The organism is Marinobacter sp. bablab_jr008 (genome assembly GCF_016464145.1).
GTDB classification, from domain to species: domain Bacteria; phylum Pseudomonadota; class Gammaproteobacteria; order Pseudomonadales; family Oleiphilaceae; genus Marinobacter; species Marinobacter nauticus.
The window spans coordinates 1-554 of record NZ_JACDWW010000006.1; the positions used below are offsets into that span (position 1 = coordinate 1).

2 tRNA genes are annotated in these 554 nt (G+C 49.6%); both read right to left on the minus strand.

From position 1 onward, the window contains the following. Positions 1-214: 214 nt before the first annotated feature. Positions 215-290: transfer RNA gene (locus JIF53_RS00040), tRNA-Ala, on the minus strand. 123 nt (positions 291-413) lie between these two features. Continuing rightward, positions 414-490 (minus strand) — tRNA-Ile (locus tag JIF53_RS00045). Positions 491-554: the final 64 nt, after the last annotated feature.

A 554-nucleotide genomic window follows, 5' to 3' on the forward strand; every position in this document is an offset into this window, starting at 1 on the left:
ACCACTTCAACGACAACACCGGATAACGCTTGAAATCGCTATCACTTTGAACATTTTCTCTCGGAGATAATGAGAGAAAAATATTCGTGTTCTATCTCGTCCAATTTGTTAAAGAGCAAATCTGACCCAGTGATCAGAAAGAAGGGCTTCGAACTTTCATCAAGTTGAAACACTTGTTTCTGCACACTGCTAACCGAAGTTAGTCAGTAAAGTTTGGTGGAGCCGAGGAGGATCGAACTCCTGACCTCCTGCGTGCAAGGCAGGCGCTCTCCCAGCTGAGCTACGGCCCCTTTTCGAAACCACTCACCGAGTTGACTCTCGCCTTACTCGGAAAATCGTTCAGATCTAGGCGCGGCAAGGCGAAGCATACAATCCGTATGTGAGCCTTGGCGCAACGACGAGCTGAGCGATTTTGGTGGGTCTGGGTGGACTTGAACCACCGACCTCACCCTTATCAGGGGTGCGCTCTAACCACCTGAGCTACAGACCCAAAACACGGGCCTGCATAGACCCATCTGCTCTCTTTATTAGCCAACCAAGTAATTCGTGTGGAC